Here is a 17,945-nt window from a genome sequence, read left to right on the forward strand (position 1 = left end):
GGAACGGGGAACTTCAGCGGCGCCAAAGCGTGCCGCAGGAGAAAATGCCAGAAATGTTGGCGGGACCCAGAAGGGTCCCAAAATTTTATCCACAGGTTCGGGCACTTGGCTATAGACAGCCCAAAAGACCCTTGTTACATAGGCGCCACTTTGGTGCCGGTCTTCAAAGACGGGCGCATAGCTCAGATGGTAGAGCAGCTGACTCTTAATCAGCGGGTCCAAGGTTCGAGCCCTTGTGCGCCCACCAAAGTCTTCTAAGCCCCTGACATGGCGATCAAATGACAGGGCGGCACGAGAGATGTGCCGCTTCTCCCCGGGCGTGGCAGTTCGGGTGGTTTCTGCTACCATTCCGGTAACTTTGAGCCCGTTTCTAGTTAAATAGGCTAATCTGCGTGGGATGCGCTTTTCTCCCGCGGCGGCGCGTCGTATAGCCGCAGCAAGAATTGCTCACTGAAAGTCATCCCCTCATGTTCGGAATCGATCCGAGTTTCTTCACCTCGCTGCTCCAGGTCATCATGATCGACCTCGTGCTAGCAGGTGACAATGCCGTGGTCATCGGTCTCGCCGCGGCGGGCCTTCCGGCCGATCTGCGCCGCAAAGCCATCCTGGTCGGTATTGCTGCAGCGACCGTGCTCCGCATTATCTTCGCGCTCATCACCTCGCAGCTCCTCGCGCTGGGCGGCGGCTTGCTGATTGCCGGCGGCATCCTGCTGCTTTGGGTCTGCTGGAAGATGTATCGCGAGCTCAGCGTCAGTCACGAGGAAGAAGGCGAGGCGACCGAAGCGCTCGCCGGCAATGATCTCAATGCCGATGGTACCGTTGCCGGCAAAGCGCCGCGCAAGACGCTGCGTCAGGCCGTCACCCAGATCATCATCGCCGACGTATCGATGTCGCTCGACAACGTGCTGGCCGTGGCCGGCGCGGCGCAGCATCACACCGAGGCGCTGATTTTTGGTCTCGCGCTCTCCGTCGTCATGATGGGCGTCGCTGCGACCTTCATCGCGCGGCTGCTGCATCGCTTCCGCTGGATCGCCTGGGTCGGCCTCGCGATCATCCTGTTCGTGGCGGTGCGCATGACGCTCGAAGGGGCTGGAGCCTTCGTCACCATCCCCGAAATCCCGCTGCTTTACACGCCGCATGCAGTGGGCGCGGCCGCTGCACATTGATCCAATGATTTGAGCTTTCGCTAACCACGCCCCCAAATCCGGGGCATTTGCGAGAGCTCAATAGGGATTTGCTCATCTAGAGGCACTAGCTTTCCCCGCAAACACCAAGTTGCGGGGATTTTTATGTCCGTCATCGCCGAAGATTCGTATGACCAGAGCCGGGCTGCTTCCACCGTTGGAGCATCCGGCATCGTCTTGGCCAGCAAGCAAGTTGCAGGCGCCGATTGGGATGCGATCATCGGCAGTTTTGACGAGGTCTGCCAGGAGCAGATGCACGCCTTCGCCTCGACGCGTTGGCCGGGCGTGAGCCAGGAACCGCTGGTCTTTTCGCGCGGCGGGACGGTGATTGGTGGGGCGCTGGTGATGATCCAGCCGCTGCCGCTCGGGTTGGGCAAGATGGCCGTGGTCAAGTGGGCGCCGATGCTCGCTTCGCGCAAGGTTGCGGATGCGGACGCCTTGCGCGTCGCGATGACTGAATGCCTCATCAAAGATTATGCAGAAACCCGGAACATGATGCTCTCGGTGCTGCTGCATGCGGCGCCGGAGGAAACCAATGCGGGCTATGTGGCGCTGCGCCAGCGTGGCTTTGCACGCGGGTCGACGCTGCTGTTTCCAAACCGCTATATGGTCAAGCTCCAGCTTCCTGATGCCGATCTGCGCAAAAGCTTCAGCCAGACTTGGCGGCGTCAGCTTAATAAGGCTGACAAGGCCGGGCTCGAGTTCTGGCGCGCGGAGCCGGGCGAGATAGAAGCGTTCAAGACACTTTATGCGGCGATGACCGAGCGCAAGCAGTTTCCCGATCATTCGGCTTACGAAACGCTCGATGCGCTGATGGCGCTCGACGAGCCCCTGCGGCCCGAACTGTTCTTCGTGCGTCAGGGGGACGAGACGGTCGCTGGGGCGCTGGTCTTCAAGGCGGGTGAGCGTGCGGTTTATCTCTATGGCGCGACCAATGACAACGCATTGCCACTGCGTGCCGGTTACTTCCTCCATTGGCACGTGATCCGTTGGCTGCGCGATAATACGCGAGGCCAGTGGTATGACCTCGGGGGGACCGATGGTTTCCAGGGGCTGCACCAGTTCAAGACGGGCATGGTGGGCGATGCCGGGGTGATCCGGCCCGTGCCGCCCGTCCTGAACTATGCCACCTCGCCTTGGGCGAAGCTGATCGGCACGGCGGCGTTTACGTTGCGCGATCTTTATCAGCACACGCGCCGGCATATCGATGGCCTCCGAAGCAGCAAGGCCAAGCCGGACCAAACGCCACATATCTGGGACGAGTATCTGAAATGAGCCTCGCCCGGAGACTAGCGTCGCAGTCGTCGGTTATCTTTGCGGCCCGAATCTTTGGCGCCGGTTTTATCTTTGCCACGCAGGCGCTCATCGCCCGGCTCTGGGGCGCGCAACTGCTTGGTGAGTTTTTGCTGACTGTGGCCAGCGTTAATCTCGTCGCCGTGGTAATGCCGCTCGGCTTTCATACGGTCGGCACTTATTTTGCTGCCGAATATCGGGCGCGTGGCAGCCGGCAGCAATTGCTGGCCTTTCTGACGCGGGCCTATGGCCATGTGCTGCTCACCTTCGTCGGACTGATCATAGCCGGGCCGATGCTGCTCGACCTGATCGGGCAGGGCCAGGGTACTCTGGCACTGCATTTCGTGCCCTTCGCGCTGCTGACGCTGGGCACGGCGATCGTTTACGTCAACAGCGCCATGCTGGTGGGGCTCAAGCGGCCTTTTGCGGGGTTCTTCGCTGATGCGCTGCTGCGGCCGATGATCGTCCTCGCATCGTTCCTCTTTGCGCTGGGTGTGGGCCTGCCGGAGGCCGGCTTTACGCAGATGCTCTGGTGCTTCGGGCTCGCCTATATCGTCGTGTCGCTGGTGCAGTTCGGCCTTGTGATCAAGAGCCTGCCGCAAGTGCCGTTGAGTGCGGACCCCGCGCCGGTCGACAGCAAGCGTTGGTGGCGGTTTGCACTGCCATGGGTGATCATCAGTCTTGCGACCGATTTTTTCTTCGATATCGATCTCCTTCTGCTGAGCCATTTGCTGAGCAAGGAAGAGCTGGCGATCTTCGGCGTCTGCACGCGCATCTTCTCGCTGGTGTCGTTCGGCGTGGCGGCGGTTTATGCCGTGACCATGCCGGATATGTTCGAAAGCGAGGCAAAGGCGGACCGCAGCGAATTCAACCGAAAGGTGGGCGAGGCCAATGCTGTGGCGAGCGGCGTCGCACTACTGTTGTTTGGTGGCGCCGTGGTCGGCGCGCCCTTTGCGCTGATGCTGTTTGGGCCAGAGTTCGCCGCAGGCGCGGCGCCCCTCGCGATCCTCTGCCTGTCGCTGGTGGTACGATCGGTTTTGGGGCCGGCTTCGATCGTGCTCTCGATCCATGATCGGCCCTGGGCAAGTCTTCCAGCGATTGCGCTGGGGATTTTTTCGCTGTTTGTCAGCAATCTCGTGCTGGTGCCGGCCATGGGGCTAGTCGGGGCTTCGCTGGCGGCGATCCTGTCGATTACGATCTGGTCGATGGCGCTCTGGATGACCGCGCTGCACACCGCGCGGGTCGATGTGTCCATCTTGCAATGGTTCAGAAGCCGACGGGTTGTGGTGGCGGCGGAATAGGGTTTAGGGGTGGTGGTTGGGCACGAAGCCTGAGGCATGCTCCACCTCTACCTTTGGGGGAGAGGTCGGCCAATTGGGCCGGGTGAGGGGGCCTTAATTGGGTCAGGTGCTTGCCGAAGGCCCCCTCACCCGCCGCTTCGCGTCGACCTCTCCCCCAGAGGGAGAGGTGGTGGCTCCCGGCCTTTCGCTGTAGTTATCCAGCTAGCGGTTGGCTCACGCCCCTACCAAACCCTTGATGCTGTTCTTCAACCGACCCAAACGGCCGATGTTGACGCCGTTGTCGTAGTCGTCGCCGACCTTGGTGTAGAACTTTTCGATCAGCAGATAGTCCTGGCCGAAGATGTGCTGCTCGAGGAGCGCCGTTTCGCGATAGCCGTAGCGCTTGAGGAGCATGCGGGCGACTTCGTTTTCGGGGCGGACGAAAGTATAGGCCTTATGGAAGCGGTTTTCGTTCCAGTGTTCGTCGAAGGCGCGCATGCCGAACATGCCGAGCTTGGTCTGGCGATGTGACGGAAAGACCCAGCTCCAGTAGCGGAAGACGGCGCCGAATTCGGGGCCAGAGACCATGGCGCCGCCGGGGACGCCATCGGCGCACATGATCATGATGTGCCAGGGATCGATGGCGAGAAGATTTTGCAGATAGGTCTTGTTGAGCCGCGCCGTTTCATAGGCCTTGAAGCGGTCATTATAGAACGGGGACGTCGCGATGACGTCTTCGAGTTCGGCGTGAATGAGGTCGATATCTTTGGGCTCGGCGGCCCGGATGGTCATTTCTGCCATTGATCTCTTCCCTTGCGCATATCTCCGAGAGGCAAGAATAGCGCGGGGCCGTTAATGGACCGTGGCGTTTGCACGCAGCTTTGCCTCGAATGGTCAAGGGGTTGCGGGCGGTTGCCGGGCTCTCTAGAACGGATAGCGGGAGAGACTAGGAGGACGACAATGAGCGAAGAGCTCTTGTTCCAGCCCAATGCGGCTGCACTCGCGCATACCAGGACCACAGCCGCCGATTACGAAGCGCAATATCAGCGCTCGATCGACGATCCCGATGGATTCTGGGCCGAGCGGGCGAAACGCCTCGATTGGGTGACTTTCCCCAAGACCATAAAGAACACGAGCTTTGCCTATCCTGATATCTCGATCAGATGGTTCGAGGACGGGGTGCTCAACGTTTCCTACAATTGCCTCGACCGGCACCTGGAAAAGCGCGGCGATCAGACGGCGATCATCTGGGAAGGCGATACGCCGGGCTCGGATGGCAAGGCGACCTACCGCGAGCTGCATGAGCGCGTCTGCCGCTACGCCAATGTGCTCAAGGCCAATGGCGTCAAAAAAGGCGACCGCGTCACCATCTATATGCCGATGGTCATCGATACGGCTGTCGCCATGCTGGCATGTACGCGTATCGGCGCCGTGCATTCGGTGATCTTTGGCGGTTTTTCGCCCGATTCCATTGCTGGCCGCGTCGAGGATTGCGGCTCGAAGATCATCCTGACGGCTGACGAAGGTCGGCGCGGCGGAAAGACCATTGCGCTCAAGAAGAATGTCGACGAAGCGCTGGCCAAAGTCGGCGGCGTCGAGCGCGTCATCGTCAGCAAGGTGACCGGCAACGCGGTCGCCATGGAGGCGGGCCGGGACGTCTGGTATGACGACGAGGCAGCCAAGGTGAGCGCCGACTGCCCGCCAGAGCCGATGAATGCGGAAGATCCGCTCTTCATCCTCTATACCTCCGGCTCGACCGGCAAGCCCAAGGGCGTGCTGCACACGACGGGCGGCTATCTCGTCTATGGGTCGCTGACGCATCAGCTGACCTTCGATTATCGCGATGGCGAGGTTTTCTGGTGCACGGCGGACGTGGGCTGGATCACCGGGCACACCTATATCGTCTATGGGCCGCTGGCCAATGGCGCGACGACGCTGATGTTCGAAGGCGTGCCGAGCTATCCGGACGCAAGCCGCTTCTGGCAGGTGGTCGAAAAGCACAAGGTGAACGTTTTCCACACGGCGCCCACGGCGATCCGCGCGCTTATGGGCGCGGGCCATGACTTTGCCGATAAATACGACATGCCGAGCCTGCGTTTGCTCGGCACGGTGGGCGAGCCGATCAATCCGGAAGCCTGGATGTGGTATTATAAGCATGTCGGCAAGGAGCGTTGCGGCATTGTCGATTGCTGGTGGCAGACCGAGACCGGCGGACACATGATCGCGCCATTCCCCGGCGCGTTCCCGACCAAGCCGGGCTCGGCGACGAAGCCCTTCTTTGGCGTCAAACCGGTGGTGCTCTCGCCCGAGGGCGTGGTGCAAAGCCAGACCAAGGCCGAGGGCGTGCTCGCGATTGCCGACAGCTGGCCGGGGCAGATGCGCACGGTCTATGGCGATCATCAGCGGTTCGTCGACACCTATTTCAGCCAGTATAAGGGCTATTATTTCACCGGTGACGGCTGCCGGCGGGATAGCGATGGCTATTATTGGATCACGGGGCGTGTCGACGACGTGCTCAATGTGTCGGGGCACCGGCTGGGGACGGCAGAGGTCGAAAGTGCGCTCGTGGCGCATCCGAAAGTGTCCGAGGCGGCCGTGGTGGGCTATCCGCACGACATCAAGGGGCAGGGCATCTATTGCTATGTGACGTTGATGGCGGGCGAGGCGAGTTCGGACGAGCTGCGCAGCGAACTGCGGAACTGGGTGCGCAAGGAAATCGGGCCGATCGCGACGCCGGACTTGATTCAGTGGGCACCAGGCTTGCCCAAGACCCGTTCGGGCAAGATCATGCGACGGATTTTGCGCAAGGTGGCCGAGAATGATTTCGGATCCTTGGGGGATACGTCGACATTGGCTGATCCGGCTGTCGTGGATGATCTGATTAGCAATCGGCAAAATCGGTAATTCGTCACGGGGGTGGTGATTGCCGGTCACCCCCTCCCAACCTCCCCCATCTAGGGGGAGGTGTCACATCGAGTTTGTGGCGCCATACAGTCAAATCCACCAGCCTGCACCTCCCCCTTGATGGGGGAGGCTGGGAGGGGGTGACACCCGTCCATAACCACAGTCATCGTCTCGCCCGCTTTCCATGGCCAGTGTCGGCCACTAGATTCGCACTCCGGAGCCGTCGCTTGCGCCCGCTATTTCTTGCTGCCTTTACCAGCCTTGCCTTGGCTGCGCCGATCCATGCCGCGACGCTTGAGGACATGGCGGGGCAGATGATCGTGATCGGGTTTGATGGCGATAGTGCGAGCGATGCCAGCGTCAAGGCGATTGCTGCGGAGCTGAAAAGCGGGCAGCTCGGCGGCGTCATGTATCTCAAGAAGAACGTGAAGTCGCTCGGGCAAGTCCGCGATATGAATGCGCAGTTTCGTGCGGCGTCACCGGACCTGCCGCCGTTTGTCACGCTCGATCAGGAAGGGGGCGCGGTCGAGCGGTTGACGGAGGATGTCGGTTTCAAGGAGATCGCGCGGGCGTCGACGATTGCCGCCGAGAACACCCCGGAGCAGGCCGAGGGCATCTATGAGACCATGGCCAAGAGCGTTGCTGCGCTTGGTTTCACCGTCAATTTCGGGCCGGTTGCCGATCTCAACGTCAATCCGAACAATCCTGTCATTGCGAAGTTTGGCCGGGCGTTTAGCGCCGATCCGGAAATCGTGACCGCCTATGATCGTGCCTTCATCGAGGGGCATCATGCAGCGGGGCTGGCGACGGCGCTGAAGCATTTCCCGGGGCATGGGTCTTCGACGACTGACAGCCACGAGGGTTTTACGGATATTTCGAAGACTTGGTCGGAGACCGAACTCGAGCCCTATAAGGCGTTGATCGGCGAGGGCGTGCTGGACATGGTCATGGTCGGGCACCTGTTCCATTCGGACTATGCAGAGGGCGCTGAGCAGACGCCGTCATCGCTCTCAAAGCGTTGGATCGACGGGGTTTTGCGCACCGATCTTGGCTATAAGGGCGTCGTGATCAGCGACGATCTCGAAATGGGCGCCATCCGCGATCATTTCACGCTCGAAGAAACCGTGGTCGAGGCCGTATCGGCGGGCATGGATATCCTGCTCTTTTCCAATACCGGCTATCAGCGGCCGACCTTGGGCAAGGAAATTCTCGACATTCTCGTCGAGCACGCCGAGGCCGATCCTGTGTTCAAGGCGCGGATCGAGGAGAGCTATGAGCGCATCGTCGCGCTCAAGCGGCGCTTAGGTTAAGCCTTTCCACCTCTTTCTCATGAAGCCCGTTTCCTCCGAAGGCCCGCAACGCTAAGGTGAGCGCCTGATTGGAGGCCAAAGAGCAATGACGGATGATCGCGAGGTCCGGCACGTCCGGGCGTTGTTCCTGTCCGACGTGCACTTGGGCATGAAGCCGACGCGCGTTCGGCAGTTGATCGAATTCCTGCGCCTCCACGATGCCGAGACCATTTATTTGGTTGGTGATATTTTAGATGGCTGGCGGCTGGCCAAGGCCTGGCACTGGCCCGAAGACTACAATGTACTGACGCAGATTCTGCTCGATAAGGCCACGACGGGGACGCGCGTCGTCTATCTGCCGGGCAATCACGACGAGTTTTTGCGCGAATACCTCGGGACCTATTTCGGCGAGATCGAGCTCGTCGATCGCACCGTGCACACCTCCGCGACGGGACGGACCTATCTCGTCATCCATGGCGATCAGTTCGATGTGGTCGTGATGAATGCCAAGTGGCTCGCCCATGTCGGCGACTGGGCCTACAACTTCGCGCTACGGGTCAATATTCTGATCAACTGGGTGCGGCGCCGGCTTGGGCTGCAATATTGGTCGCTGAGCGCCTGGGCGAAGCAGAAGGTGAAAAACGCTGTTTCCGTCATCGGGCGTTTCGAGGAAGCGCTGGTTCATGAGGCCAAGGAATCGGGTGTCCATGGCGTGATCTGCGGCCACATCCACTTTGCCGATATGCATGATCGGCTTGGCATCCATTATATCAATACCGGCGACTGGGTAGAAAGCTGCACGGCTGTGGTGGAGAATCACGATGGGCAGTTCGAGATGATCAAATGGACCGAAATGATCGTCGGCGAGCCGCGGCGTGCAAAAGTGCGAAAGTCTCTAGGCGAATAGGCTGTCGCGCGCCCGTCGCAATAGGGTCATCGCAGCGCAATCCAGGCAGAGCAGGCTGAAGACGGTTACATCAGCCCCGCGGTGCCGCCATGGCCAAGACCGTTTCGCCTGCCTCCTCCCGCCGGATCGTCATCGTCACCGACGCCTGGCGTCCCCAGATCAATGGCGTGGTTCGGACGCTCGAAAGCACCGGCAAGGTGCTGCGCGAATGGGGCCACAGCGTCGACTATCTGACGCCGGAAGAATTCTGGACCGTCCCGGTGCCGACCTATCCGGAAATCCGGCTGTCGCTGGCCTCCCGCCGGGCCGTGTTTCATCGGCTGGCGCATGCCCGCGCGCATCACATTCATATTGCGACGGAAGGCCCGCTGGGGCTGTTGGCGCGACGTTATTGTCTAGAGCGCGGCAAGGCGTTCTCGACGAGCTTTCACACGCGCTTTCCCGAATATCTCTCGGCGCGGCTGCCTGTGCCGCAGGACTGGGGCTATGGCTATCTACGCTGGTTTCACGATCCGGCCGCCAATACGCTGGTGCCGACGCCATCGCTGCGGGATGATCTCTTGAACCGCGGATTTTCGCATCTGCGGCTTTGGGGCCGGGGGGTCGATATGGAGCGGTTCAAACCGGGACGGTCGGACGTCTTTGCGCATTTGCAGGGGCCAAAACTGCTGCATGTTGGGCGCGTGGCGGCGGAGAAGAATATCGAGGCTTTCCTCAGCCTTGATGTGCCGGGGACCAAGATCGTCGTAGGTGATGGGCCCGATCGGGCGAGGCTCGAAAAGCTTTACCCTGAGGCGGTGTTTTGCGGCTATCGGCACGGCGAGGACTTGGTCGATGCCTATCGCGGCGCGGATGTGCTGGTTTTTCCGAGCCGGACGGACACGTTTGGCAATGTCATTACCGAGGCTCTCGCCTGCGGGACACCGGTGGCAGCCTATCCAGTGACCGGGCCGAAGGACATTTTGACGGACGGCCGAGCGGGCGTCGTGCATCAGGATCTTGCTGTGGCGGTTCGGCGTGCGCTCATGCTGACAAGATCGGATGCCAGCGCGCATGCGGAGAATTTCACCTGGGCCGCTAGCGCGCGACAGTTTCTGGACGGCTTAGTGCCGGCGACGAGCCGGGTGGCTGGGATGGCGGCGGCAATCTAAGCGGGCGTAACTTACGTTACACCTTTGTCACATCGCGGCTGCAACGTTATTTTTCCGGCATATTCGGTCTTGCATTGTCGTTCGCTGCGATGCACCAAGGGGATCGGACGCATGATTTGCGTCCGGAGTTTTTTCCATGCCCCCCGCATTATCCCGCCTCGATACGCCCGAGGCGCGCGCATCCCTTTATCAATTCACCGTGTACCTGCCGGGTGCGGTCGCTTCGGTTTATCTTGGCATCTGGCTGAGCCAGCACGGGATTCCCGCCGACCAGATCGGGCTGATCAATGCCCTGCCGATGCTGGGGCTGCTGGTCCTCAACATGGTCATCGGGCGTATCGCCGACAGGGCCGATGATTGGCGCACGGCGATTATCGCGATTTCTTTGGTCGCGGCGATCGTGCCGTTTGCGCTTTATTTCACCACTGAATTCTGGGGCATTCTGCTCATCTGGGCGCTGACCGGCATGTCGAACGGCCTCGTCGCTCCGATCATCGATGCCGCAACGGTGCGGATGACGCAGCGAAACGGCACCGACTTTGGCGCTGTGCGAGCCTGGGCGACGGTCGGTTATGTGGTTGGGGCGTCGGGCATTGGCATCCTGCTGACGCTTTTGGGGCCAAGCGCCTTTATCACGCTTTATATTTTGATGACGGTGCTGCGCGCTACGCTCGGCTTTTTACTGCCGCGGTTCAGGGCACCAGCGGCCGAGCCGACAGTAGCTGGCGTGACGCAGGCGTTGCCGCAGACGGCGCGGCTAAAAGATTCGCTCAAGCTCTGGTTCGTGCTGCCGCTGATTGCCTTTGCGCTGGTCAACTCGAGCAATGCGGTGATCGGCAGCTTTGGCGCGCTGCTCTGGCACCAGCAGGGGATCCCTGACTATTTCCTCGGACCGCTGCTCGGGAGTGCAGCGATCGGGGAAGCGGTGCTGATGTTTGCCTGGCGCCGGTTTGGCGGACGGGTGACGGCGCGCAATATGATCCTGGCAGCTGCCATCGCCGGGCTGTTGCGCTTCACTGTCCTGGCGTTTTCGCCGCCGGTGGAAGTGTTGTTCGCCGTGCAGTTGCTCCACGCCTTCAGCTTCGGCATGGGTTATTTCGGCGTTGTGCACTTCATCGCCAACTGGACGCATGAGAGCAATGCTGCCGAAGCGCAGGGCTTTGCCAATATGCTCAACCAGGGCGCGGCCATGGTCATGCTGATTTGCTTTGGCTGGCTGGTGGAGTTTTTTGGGTCCGCCGCGTTTTATTCGTCGACGGTGACATGCTCGATCGCGATTGGGTGTGTGTTGCTGTCGCTAAAGCTGCGGCCGCCGAAGGATGCGGTGCGGTAGGGGCCGCCGCTAGCCCGTAGCCCGCTTCTCTAGACGCGCTCATCACATTCTCGGTGTTCCCTCGGGCTTGACCCGAGGGTCTCCAGTCCGCGCAGATTTGTCTGTGGCTCCCGCATTGGCCCTCGGGTCGAGCCCGAGGGAAGAGCGGTGTTTGGGAAGGCATATGCGCGTCTCATTGCTTCGCGGTTGATGGTTCTACCGGTGCAGAGTGACGTGCCGCGGGCCGCAGACCTGTTGGACGTCTTCAGGCCCTCGGACTGATAACCAATAAAAAAAGCCCCGGATGATCCGGGGCTTTTTGTTTGTCATCGCTGGCTTCAGGCGCTGAGGCGGCCGCTGGCGTGGGCGAGGGTTGTGTAGACCTTGCCGCGATCCGAGAGCAGGTATTCACGGGTTTCGGCGGCAGCGCGAGGGCCGGCGGCGGCGCGCTTCAGGAGCTGCTCGAAGTCACCCATATAGGCCTGGGCGGTGCGGGCGAATTCCGGATCGCGCTGCAGGCGCTTGCGGACTTCGTCATAGGTGCCTTGGCCGGTCAGCGTGTAGATCCGGCGCGAGAAGACGTTGGACTCGCCATTTTGGTAACGGCCCCAGGCATCGGCGAGTGCATTGTCGTCGATGGCGTTCGCGATTTCCTCGGTCAGCGTCGAGAGGCCCTGGGCAGGCTGCTGGCCGGCTTGGCTGGCTGATGCGTTGCGCAGGACGTCGCGGAGCCAGCCGCCACCTTCGGCACCAGCGGCGGGAGCGGTCTCAGGCTGCTGGCGTGGCGCGGGGGCCGGGGTTGGCGTTACGGTGCGCTGTGGTGCGACGGGTTGCTGAGCGACAGGCGCGGCCTGGACGGGCTGCTGGGCCTGCACGGGCTGACGAACAGTCGGGCGTGGTGCTTCGACTGGACGGGTGCGGATCGGATCGACGAGGGTCTGGGCGGCCGGTTCCGGACGGTAGGGTTCCGGCGCCGGGTCGGGCTGGCGCGGCGGCTGGTAGGGCGCCGGCTCGGGCTGGCGGGCCGAGACGCGGGGCTGGCTACCACGACGATCGGTGAGATCGTGAGTTGCCGGCTGGCCGCGAACGATGGCGTTGAGTTCGCTGAGGGCTTCGATCTGCTCAGCAACGACGCGACGCATGGCGGCGGCGCTGGCGCGGGTCTCCTCGGGCAGTTCGTTGACGCCGCGGGCGAGCTCGGCGCGGGTGGCTTCGAGTTCGTGGCCGACTTCACGAGCCGTTTCGCGCATGGCGCGAGCTGTCTCGCCGAAGCGCTGGGTCGCGTCTTCGATGGCCTGCTGCATTTCGGCGACCAGACGGCGCTGGGCTTCCTGCAGGGCTGCATTGGTGCGGCGGCTTTCGCCATCGGCGGTCTCGCGGAAATCGCCAAGGCGGCCGGTGACCTCTTCGGCGGTTTCGTCGAGTGTCTGGCGGAAGACGCCAGTCGACTGATCGATGGCCTGACGCAGCTGTCCCGTGTTGCTGGTGATGGCATTGCGGACAGAGCTGGTCGATTCCGCGATGGTTTCGCTCAGCGAGCTGGTCGTCGAGGTGAGAACATCTGTCACGCTGCCAGCGGTCGAAGCGAGGAGATCGCTGACGCGGTTGGAATTGTCTTCGAGGCTCGAATTGACCTGATCAGCTTGGGCTGCAAGTGCGGCACGCACCGAGGACGAGGTGTGCGTGAGGGCGGCAGCGGCAGCTTCGGCAGCGCGCTGAACGGCGTTGTCGACCTGGGCGCTGCGTTCTTCGAGCGTCGCAGTGAAGTGTTCATTGGTGGAATAGAGCGCGTCGCTGACGGTCGATGTCGCCGAGGTGAGCGCTTCGGTGACCGTGCTGCTGGTCGCGGCTAGGGCCTCGTCCATGGCGCGGCGTGCCGAGATCATGCGGCGTTCGGTATCGTTGACCGTATCGGCGATCGACTGCGCGAAGAGGCGCATGCGGTTGTCGATATCGTCGGCGCGGGTCGTAAAGCTGTGGGCCAAGGCATCCATGGCGCCACGGCGGTCTTCGAGCGAATCGAGGGCCGTTGAGCTGGTGGCTTCAAGGGCACGCGAAGCCTGGGACATGGAAACAACTTCCATATCGAGCTTGCCAAGAATGCCGGCGAACTCGTCGACCATGGACTGGATGGTGCTCTGGAGCGCGCCGACATGGCGGGTGACCATGACGCCGGCTTCCTCGGTCTGGCCAATCGCGTCGCGCATGGTGCCGGCATAGCTGGCGGTCTGCTGAGCAATGCTGGTTTCGAGCGTTGCGAGATTGGTGGTCGAGGCGTCGAGCACGCGCTGCAGCAACAGGTTGGAGTCGTTGAGCTTGCTGAGGGCCGAGGTGACATCGGTGAGGATGCGGCTCGATGAGACGGCCATGATCTCTTCGGCGTCGCGTGCGGTGCCGGTGAGGGCCTCGCGGAGGAGGTTGCCGTGGCTGCGCAGGGCCATCTGCAGTTCGCCCGACTTTTCATCGACAAGCGAAGCAAACTGGCTGGTGTGGGTTTCGACCAAATTGTTGATTTCGCTTAGGCGACTTTCGAGCGATTCGACAGTCTGGACGGCACGGACCGAGACGATGTCGTCGATGGAGCCGGCGGCAAGACGGATCTGGTCGAGGGCGTTGCGCACAGCCGAATCCATGCGCGTGGCCGTGGCGGCGACGTCGGCCGAGATATTTTCGGTAGCGGCGGTGATGCGCGTCGAGATGGTTTCTTCGATGCGATCGGCGCCGGCTTCGAGATCGGCCATGGACTGGGTGATCGAGGTATTGATCGACGCATTGAGCGCTGCGAGGCGCTCGGCCGTGATGTCGGCGCGTGCGGTGATGGCCTCGGGCAGGGTGCCAAGGCGCGAGTCGACGAGATCCACCATCGACTGGCGTGCCGCATCGACGCCGGCTTCCACGATCTGCGTCGCTTTACGGACGTTTTCATCGAAGCTGACGCTAGCCGCATCGATACGCGACGTGACGCCGGCCTGGGCTTCGTCCACGCGGGCGAGAGCCGAGGACAGGTTCTGCGTCATCGCCGTGCCGATTTCCGCGACCTTGCCGGCAACCGTCGAGGACATATCGTCCATGCGGGTCGACATGGTTTCAGTGACGGTGCGGAGCGACTGGTCGATGGATTCGCGAGCGGCGGCACTGTGCTGATCCAGCGTCTGTGCGAGCTCGGCCGTGTGCATGCCGATGGTTTCGCCCATCGAGGTCGTGTGGCTCGACAGCGTATCGGACAGCGCCTCGGTGCGGGCGGTGAGGGTGCTGGCGAGCTGCGTGGTGCGGGTGCCGACGGCCTGCGCGAGTTCGAGAGTGCGTGCGTCGAGCGCTGCGGTGAGCTCGGTGGTGCGACGGTCGAACGACGCGTTGAGTTCGTTGGTGCGGGTATCGAGAGCGCCTGCCATGGTGGCGGTACGCGCGTCGAGATCGCCGACGAACCGGCCGGCACGTTCCTCGATGGCCGAGGTGAACTGCGCCTGCTTCTCTTCAAGCGTGCTGGTGAGCGAGGCCTGGCGCTCATCGAGCGTCGAGGCGAGAACACCCTGGCTGGCGTCGAGGGTCGAGGCCAGCGTCTGGGTGCGCTCTTCGAGCTGACCGCTCAGCGCATTGGTGCGGCTTTCGATTTCGAGCGAAAGCGTATTGGTGCGCTCCGAGAGCGTATCGGCAAGGCGCTGCGTGCGGCCGGCAACGGCCTGATCGAACGCCTGGGTGCTGATGGTGAGCGTCTGACCCAGCTCCTGAGAGCGGGTGCGGATGGCTTCGCTGAGCTCGGTCCCGCGACCAGCAAGGGTTTGTTCCAGCGATTCAGCGCCGGCGGTGACCGCCTGGCCGATTTCGCCGATGCGTGCCTGCAACTGATCATTGAGTTCGGCAGCGCGGCTTTCGAGGCTGAGGTCGAGGGTCTGCGCGTAGGAATCGAGGCGATTGGACAGCTCATGCGAGCGTGCGTTCAGAACGTCGTCCATGCGGGCGGTGCGGCTGTCGAGGCTGACATTGAGCGTATCGGCGTAGGCGTCGAGCTTGTTGCCGAGATCCTGGCCGTGGTTCGAGAGCACAGAATCGATGCGTTCGGCGCGGCTATCGAGCCCCGTATTGAGCGTATCGACATAGGCGTCGAGGCTATTGCCGAGGTTCTGGCTGTGGGTCGACAGCACTTCGTCGATGCGGTTGGCGCGACTATCGAGGCCGGTATTGAGCGTATCGGCATAGGTGTCGAGACGGCTCGTCAGCGTCTGAGCGCGCGAGGAGAGGACCTCGTCGAGACGGCCGGCGCGGGTGTCGAGAGCCTCGGTCAGGGTCTGCGAGCGCGAAGAAAGCACATCGTCGATGCGGCCGGCGCGCGTGTCGATGGCTTCAGTCAGGGTCTGCGAGCGTGAGGAGAGGACCTCGTCGATGCGTCCAGCGCGGGTGTCGAGGGCTTCGGTGAGGTTCTGAGCACGTGAGGAGAGAACTTCGTCGATGCGGCCCGTGCGCGTATCGAGGGTCTCGGTGAGGGTCTCGGCATAGGTGTCGAGACGCTCGGAGATTTCGCGGGTGCGGGTTGCGAGGCCTTCGGTGATGGCGGCGGTCTTGGCGCCGATCACTTCGTTCATCTCACGAGTGCGTTCGGTGACGACTTCGTTGAAGCGGCCCGATTCTTCGTTGAGCGCCATTTCGAGGACATTGGCGCGCGTAGCAAAGCTTGAGCCGTGCTGATCGAGGCGGTTGAGGAGCTGATCGCCCTTGTCGCCGATGACATTGTCGAGCGCGGAGAGGCGCTGGTCGAGCTGACCGGTGATGTCACTGAGGCGGGCGTCGAACTGGCCGAGCGAATCCTGGCCGGCCGACGATACAGTAATGCGCGCGCGTTCGGCCGTGTCATCAAGAGCGCCATTGATTTCGATGAGCGCGGACTGCAGACGGCTTTCGAGCGAATTGAGCTGGATCGACACCGACTCGTCGAGCTGGCGGGTAAGGGCGCCGAGCATGGCTTCGGCTTCGCGGGCGCGGTCGGAGACATCTTCGCCGACGCGGCTGCCGAGCTGTTCAAGCGCGCGGTTAACCAGATCGCCGCGTTCGCCCCACTGATCGATCAGCTTGGTCGAGTTGACGGCGAGGAGATTGGCCAGTGCGTCGGTCTTGTCCTGAATGGCCGTGGTCAGCATCAGGGTCTGGGAATCGAGCGAGGACCCGATGGTGCCGGCACGGGCGTCGAGCGCTTCGGTAAGGCTCTGGATGTGGCGCTCGATATTGGCCTGGAAATCGCGGGTGCGGCTTTCAAAGCTGGAATCGACGCGCGACGCGCTGTCTTCGACAACGCCGGAGACGCGACCAGCGGATTGTTCGAGCGAGGCGAGGAAATCGGTGGTCCGATTGTCCATCAGGCGTGTGAAATTCTCTGCACGTTCAGAGAAAGCGCCGTTGAGAACATCGCCGCCGCTTTCAAGGGCGCGAGCCAGGGTGCCGCCGCTTTCGTTGATGGTGCCGGCAATGCGCTGGCTGATCATATCGAGATCGAAGACGAGACCGGTATGGCTTTCGGTGATTGCCTCACGCACGCGCTCGGTGTTGGATAGCACGCTTTCGCGCTGGTTAGCCAGTTCGGCAATCAGTGCGCGCATACGCGACTCATTGTCGGAATAGGTCCGTTCGAGCGCAGTGACCTCGTTATGGATCATCACTTCGAGTTCGCTGGCGCGGGAGAGGGCGCGTTCAAGCCCATCGCCCAGGGCGTTGACCTCGCGGCGCACAGCCTGGCCGACAGAGGCGACCTTATCGGCTGCGGTCACTTCCGGCTCTGCAAGGCGAATGGCGGCCTGGGTGATCGAGGAAGCGGCATTGCGCAAATCCTGCGCGCGACGAATGAGCGTGGCGACAGCAAAGAAGCCGAGAACGGGCAGAAGAATGATCGCGACTATGGCGATGAATTCGATGGAGGCGGCGAACTGGCCGAAATTGGCCATTTCGGGACCATAGCGGAACACAGCGGCTGTGCCGGCCACGGCGACCCAGAGAACGGACAGAACAGTCGCGAGCCAGGTCGGCGTCGCCGACGAGCGATTCTGGAGGCCATAAAGGAGACGGGCGGCGGAGGCACGATCGTCATTGGCGACCGAACCGGCCTGCTGCGCGATCTTGTCGGCGGCGCGAAGACGCTCGGAGCGTGGCTGCTCCGGCTTCTTTTCGGTCCGTGGCCGATTGGCTGGATCGAGGCTGAACACCGATTCCTTGAGCGCGTCTTCTACGGCCGAAAAGGCCAACGCAGCCGGATCGTTCGGGGTGTTCTGATTATTGGCCATACTCTTTACAACTCTCGCGTCGGCACTGCAGCGCATAGCGGGCATTAGGAGTATATCTAGCCCCGAACACCTTTCGGTGCCCGTGGTCAAATAGGAACAATTCGATGCAAATGCCTCGACGGTTCCGACCCCTCGCCGCCGCGCGCTGGCTCAACGTTCACTATTACATTCAATTTGATGCAAACCGAAGGATTTCCGGACGAAAGGTTAATTTTAACGTGGAAACGAGAGGCGTTTAGGTGTCCGGTTTTGCTCAGAACACTCAAAACAACTCGATTTCCGGCGTTTTAGCTCTTTCGGTCCCGAGAATCCCGTTAACTTTTGCCCGTATTGCTCTGGCCCTCAAATCAAGGCGAAGT

The 17,945-nt window shown here is 61.9% G+C and carries 10 protein-coding genes and 1 tRNA gene; 9 read left to right on the top strand and 2 right to left on the bottom strand.

Going from position 1 to position 17,945, the window contains the following annotated elements; all coding sequences use genetic code 11:
• Positions 1 to 171: 171 nt before the first annotated feature.
• The 4 genes from DevBK_RS03700 to DevBK_RS03715 all read left to right on the top strand — a co-directional run bounded on the left by DevBK_RS03700 (position 172) and on the right by DevBK_RS03715 (position 3,778).
• Positions 172 to 247, top strand: a tRNA-Lys gene (locus DevBK_RS03700).
• Positions 248 to 467: 220 nt separating this feature from the next.
• Entirely contained in the window at positions 468 to 1,166 is a 699-nt protein-coding gene (locus tag DevBK_RS03705; protein ID WP_061911113.1) for a TerC family protein, read from the top strand.
• 123 nt (positions 1,167 to 1,289) lie between these two features.
• Entirely contained in the window at positions 1,290 to 2,459 is a 1,170-nt protein-coding gene (locus DevBK_RS03710; RefSeq protein ID WP_061911115.1) for a lipid II:glycine glycyltransferase FemX, read from the top strand.
• Entirely contained in the window at positions 2,456 to 3,778 is a 1,323-nt protein-coding gene (locus tag DevBK_RS03715; protein ID WP_317184510.1) for a lipopolysaccharide biosynthesis protein, read from the top strand. The genes DevBK_RS03710 and DevBK_RS03715 overlap by 4 nt, the downstream gene beginning before the upstream one ends.
• 213 nt (positions 3,779 to 3,991) lie before the next feature.
• Here DevBK_RS03715 and DevBK_RS03720 read toward each other — a convergent pair whose 3' ends face one another.
• Positions 3,992 to 4,558, bottom strand: coding sequence for a GNAT family protein (locus tag DevBK_RS03720; protein ID WP_317184511.1), 567 nt, complete (start codon positions 4,556 to 4,558; stop codon positions 3,992 to 3,994).
• A 159-nt stretch (positions 4,559 to 4,717) separates the two neighbouring features.
• Between DevBK_RS03720 and acs the strand changes: the two genes are divergently transcribed.
• From acs to DevBK_RS03745, 5 genes are all read left to right on the top strand, one after another.
• Positions 4,718 to 6,661, top strand: coding sequence for an acetate--CoA ligase (gene acs / locus DevBK_RS03725; protein ID WP_317184512.1), 1,944 nt, complete (start codon positions 4,718 to 4,720; stop codon positions 6,659 to 6,661).
• A 227-nt stretch (positions 6,662 to 6,888) separates the two neighbouring features.
• Positions 6,889 to 7,971: a glycoside hydrolase family 3 N-terminal domain-containing protein gene (locus tag DevBK_RS03730; protein ID WP_061911123.1), complete on the top strand. Its 1,083-nt coding sequence runs from the start codon at positions 6,889 to 6,891 to the stop codon at positions 7,969 to 7,971.
• 85 nt (positions 7,972 to 8,056) lie between these two features.
• Positions 8,057 to 8,857, top strand: a complete 801-nt coding sequence (locus DevBK_RS03735; RefSeq protein ID WP_061911125.1) for a UDP-2,3-diacylglucosamine diphosphatase — start codon at positions 8,057 to 8,059, stop codon at positions 8,855 to 8,857.
• A gap of 89 nt (positions 8,858 to 8,946) precedes the next feature.
• Positions 8,947 to 10,008, top strand: a complete 1,062-nt coding sequence (locus DevBK_RS03740) for a glycosyltransferase family 1 protein (RefSeq protein WP_317184513.1) — start codon at positions 8,947 to 8,949, stop codon at positions 10,006 to 10,008.
• A gap of 136 nt (positions 10,009 to 10,144) precedes the next feature.
• Positions 10,145 to 11,341: an MFS transporter gene (locus DevBK_RS03745; protein WP_317184514.1), complete on the top strand. Its 1,197-nt coding sequence runs from the start codon at positions 10,145 to 10,147 to the stop codon at positions 11,339 to 11,341.
• Positions 11,342 to 11,658: 317 nt separating this feature from the next.
• Here DevBK_RS03745 and DevBK_RS03750 read toward each other — a convergent pair whose 3' ends face one another.
• Positions 11,659 to 17,586: a hypothetical protein gene (locus DevBK_RS03750; protein ID WP_317184515.1), complete on the bottom strand. Its 5,928-nt coding sequence runs from the start codon at positions 17,584 to 17,586 to the stop codon at positions 11,659 to 11,661.
• Between the last annotated feature and the right edge of the window lie 359 nt (positions 17,587 to 17,945).

The organism is Devosia sp. BK (genome assembly GCF_032907385.1).
GTDB lineage: Bacteria > Pseudomonadota > Alphaproteobacteria > Rhizobiales > Devosiaceae > Devosia.

Excerpts from the sequence above, each read along its gene's own strand:
- DevBK_RS03705 (WP_061911113.1), top strand. The coding sequence starts at position 468 with ATGTTCGGAATCGATCCGAGTTTCTTCACCTCGCTGCTCCAGGTCATC.
- DevBK_RS03710 (WP_061911115.1), top strand. The coding sequence starts at position 1,290 with ATGTCCGTCATCGCCGAAGATTCGTATGACCAGAGCCGGGCTGCTTCC.
- DevBK_RS03715 (WP_317184510.1), top strand. The coding sequence starts at position 2,456 with ATGAGCCTCGCCCGGAGACTAGCGTCGCAGTCGTCGGTTATCTTTGCG.
- DevBK_RS03720 (WP_317184511.1), bottom strand. The coding sequence starts at position 4,558 with ATGGCAGAAATGACCATCCGGGCCGCCGAGCCCAAAGATATCGACCTC.
- acs (WP_317184512.1), top strand. The coding sequence starts at position 4,718 with ATGAGCGAAGAGCTCTTGTTCCAGCCCAATGCGGCTGCACTCGCGCAT.
- DevBK_RS03735 (WP_061911125.1), top strand. The coding sequence starts at position 8,057 with ATGACGGATGATCGCGAGGTCCGGCACGTCCGGGCGTTGTTCCTGTCC.
- DevBK_RS03740 (WP_317184513.1), top strand. The coding sequence starts at position 8,947 with ATGGCCAAGACCGTTTCGCCTGCCTCCTCCCGCCGGATCGTCATCGTC.
- DevBK_RS03745 (WP_317184514.1), top strand. The coding sequence starts at position 10,145 with ATGCCCCCCGCATTATCCCGCCTCGATACGCCCGAGGCGCGCGCATCC.
- DevBK_RS03750 (WP_317184515.1), bottom strand. The coding sequence starts at position 17,586 with ATGGCCAATAATCAGAACACCCCGAACGATCCGGCTGCGTTGGCCTTT.